Origin of the sequence: Streptomyces incanus (assembly GCF_042656345.1) — a bacterium.
Lineage (GTDB): Bacteria > Actinomycetota > Actinomycetes > Streptomycetales > Streptomycetaceae > Streptomyces > Streptomyces incanus.
On record NZ_JBHSPC010000053.1, the window covers coordinates 2,605 to 5,612 of the forward strand.

Sequence of the window (3,008 nt, forward strand, 5' to 3'; positions counted from 1 at the left end):
CCGTCCTCGTTGACTACCGTAAGCATGGGCGTGCCTTCCCGACCGACGCGGCAACGTCGGCCTTGCTCGATGACCTATCGATCGATCCATCGGGAAGGTACGCCTCCTTCCGTCAGGGCTGATCCACAGGTATTGAGCATTGCTCACGCACCGGTTCGTAGAGCCCCCACGCCGACAGTGACCGCACCACAAACGCACCAGATCGAGCGGGGGACAGCGGGGAATCACGGTGAAAGCAGCCGAGCCCGCAGAGATCGCGGACCAGCCGTTCAAGCAGGTCAGCGCCTATAACAGGCCCTCGATGTCCGCAGCTTCCCAAGCTGATGGTTCGACAGCTCAGTACGGCCGCGGAATCTCATGCTCATCCAACGCAGCCTCGTACCGCGTCAGCAGAGCATCCAGGTTTGCCAGTAGAAGGCCAGCACAGTCTTGAGCTTCATCCACGTCGCCTCGCGCACATGCCTCCGCCACCTCGACCACGTCACCGCGCGGTGTGAAGAGAGTCGCCCTACATCGCGACCCCGGGGAACCGTCTACCCGGCGTGCGAACCACGGCATCGTTGCCGCCATCGATGAACAACTCGGCCTCTATGCGCTCCATCGGACCATCCATCCTGAAATGATCAGTTAGAACTCCTATTGGAATGATTTTTCGCGTCAGGAGTCGAAGTCTGGCGAGGAAGCAACACGGCTGGCCCGGAGCACCTGGGCAAGGGTCGAAAGCGCTTCGAAGACACCAAGGACCTCGCTGAGGAACTCGAGATACGTCATCGCTGAGGGGCTCTCATCGCTGACGATGCGGCCTGTCTGGAGGTCGTGATGTGCTGTCGCGTGCCCAATCGTGTTCCGGCGGCGATTATTGAGCAAGCTCTCAAATGACTCCCATCCTGGCACTTGTGCCACATATGCGATCTTGTAGGCATTGGATAGTTTGTCGAACTGATCGAGGTTCTTGGGGCGCTGCTTCTCGGATACGCGGTCGGGGTGGACGTTGCCGAAGTCGTCAGGGTTGCCGCGCTTCACCGAGTTTTGAGCTGCGACGAGCGGCCACAGGCACTTACAGGCGAGCTCGAATCCGTGCTGGTAGAGGTCCCTCACCAGCGAGAACTCGTCACGGTAGAGCACTAGTTCGTCGAAGGCACCCTTGTCGCCCGGCCCGAAGAACCTCCCGAGGAGCCCCATCTCCCAGGACTCGTGATGCTCTACGAAACGGTTCAGCTCGGTGAAGACATCTCGCTCCAGACTCGCCGAGGACTGTCCTCGACGCCGAAAGGTCAGAAGGTGATCCCTGTGTCGTTCGATCGCTGCCGAGTGCTTCCGCGAGAATCGGCCGATCACGTTCGCGCTGGTGGTCCCCGTGATCACCGTCGTCGCTGTTCCCATGGCCTGGTAAGCGACAGTCGTTCGCTCGTGGCTCGTGCTCGGTTGCCATTTGAGCCCAAGCTGCTGCTGTGCGATGCGAGCGAACATATCGGTGTTGCCCTGGAGGTAGTACTGAAACAGCATGCGGACCTTGGGCCACATGACTTGGCCCGCCTCGAGCGCCGCACGCCGTTTGGACTCGAACTCCATGAAGGCGTCGTCGCCGAGGGCCTGGACGAGCGTCAGCGTTGGGAAGGCCCCGTTCGGGGTGAACGAGTCGGCGTCGTAGCGCGACGGCACAAACGGATTGATAGTCACGACGCGTGTACCAGGAGATTCTGGCGCGGAGCCGCTCAGCACCTCGCACTCGATGTCGACACGGTGGTTGTGCAACTCAGTGCCCGACATCGAGCCTCGGATCGACAGTCCGCAATGCGGGCACGGCAGATAGAAGCGCGTTCTGCGGGTCGGTTCCACACCCAGCCGGGCGACGAATGCTTCGCCACATCCGTGGCACTTGAGGTGATAGCGGGAGATCACGGGACCAAGCTACTCCGTCTCGACGTGCCCCCGCTCTAACTGATGATGGCACGAGGGACCGACACCACCAGGGCGTGAGGGTCGGCCCCCGCTCCGTCTCAATTTCCGTCTCATTCAGCGCCGTTCAGGCGAGACCACGAGTCGGCTGCAACCCACGAGCGGCCTCCCATGAACCCAGGTGAACGCCCCTGCACGCGACCCACTGCCCCACCAACACAGTTGGAAAGAGTGTTGATCTCGTGATCGACACCATCGAGACGTCAGGCTGCGCAGAGTCCACCGTCGAGCGTGCAGTCGTCAGGCAAGTCCTCAAGTGCACGCTTCGGTTCGGCAAGTGGGGCTGACGAAGCCGCGGCGGTGTCGTTACTCTGAGAGAGCCTCATCTCAAGGCGGGACCGGGACCTTTGGACGAGCGGACAACGTCGCCCCGGGGGGCCTACGTCGTCCGCGTAGGTCCCGGTCCGATGAGATGAGGTGGCAGGGATGGTTAGTACGGACACCAGTCAGGTGAGATCTGGATGGTTACGTAAGGCAGCTGCTCGATTGGCCATCGCTCTCGGGGCGAAAGCCCTGTGGGCGGGGATCGTGAAGCTGTTTGACCACACTGGAGTTGATCTATAACTCCGCAGTGAGGCGGGTGGGATTCGTCCCGACCCCCGGGCCCGATCGGTTCCGATCGATCCGGCAGCAAGCCCGCCTCACGCCCTGTCCCTCCGCGGTGGTCCTCCGACTTGCTCTTCGTGGCGCCGTGCCTGAGCGGAGCTGTTGCGGTACAGCAATGAAGTACAGCAGCCCCGGTAACCAGCAGCGCCCAACATCGGCCCTCACGGCCCTCTCGGCAGCCCGTATGACCTTCAATGACCAATCTCTGTAGAGCTACGGATCAGGAGGTCAAGCCCTGGGCACCGGGGATGCGTCAAGGGCCACAGGCACCGAGAAGAGGGGGAGCTCAGGAGGTTTTCCTCCTGAGCTCCCCCTCTTCAGGAGCGGTGTTATTCAGGCGTTGCCAGGCGGTGGCCGCGGCTGGTTGCTACGCGGAGGGAGGCGTCGCGTATTTACGGGTTGCTTCCGGGGCTTGGGTTCGTTGATGTGGTATGGGTCGTTTC

At 61.8% G+C, this 3,008-nt stretch carries 3 protein-coding genes; all 3 read right to left on the bottom strand.

Features of this window, described 5'->3' with window-relative positions; translation table 11 throughout:
- Positions 1 to 336: 336 nt before the first annotated feature.
- From ACFP2V_RS19475 to ACFP2V_RS19485, 3 genes are read right to left on the bottom strand one after another with little or no spacing between them, the layout of a single operon-like run.
- The gene (locus ACFP2V_RS19475; protein ID WP_381213696.1) at positions 337 to 558 is read right to left on the bottom strand and encodes a DUF6959 family protein; all 222 of its coding nucleotides are present in this window, start codon (positions 556 to 558) and stop codon (positions 337 to 339) included.
- A complete protein-coding gene (locus ACFP2V_RS19480; RefSeq protein ID WP_381213699.1) occupies positions 509 to 613 on the bottom strand; it encodes a DUF6959 family protein in 105 nt (34 codons plus the stop codon). The genes ACFP2V_RS19475 and ACFP2V_RS19480 overlap by 50 nt, the downstream gene beginning before the upstream one ends.
- A 44-nt stretch (positions 614 to 657) precedes the next feature.
- On the bottom strand, positions 658 to 1,902 hold the full coding sequence (locus ACFP2V_RS19485; protein ID WP_381213702.1) for a hypothetical protein: 1,245 nt from the start codon (positions 1,900 to 1,902) through the stop codon (positions 658 to 660).
- Between the last annotated feature and the right edge of the window lie 1,106 nt (positions 1,903 to 3,008).

Bases quoted from the DNA above. Each gene is read 5' to 3' on its own strand.
- ACFP2V_RS19480 (WP_381213699.1), bottom strand. From the start codon at position 613: ATGGATGGTCCGATGGAGCGCATAGAGGCCGAGTTGTTCATCGATGGC.
- ACFP2V_RS19475 (WP_381213696.1), bottom strand. From the start codon at position 558: ATGCCGTGGTTCGCACGCCGGGTAGACGGTTCCCCGGGGTCGCGATGT.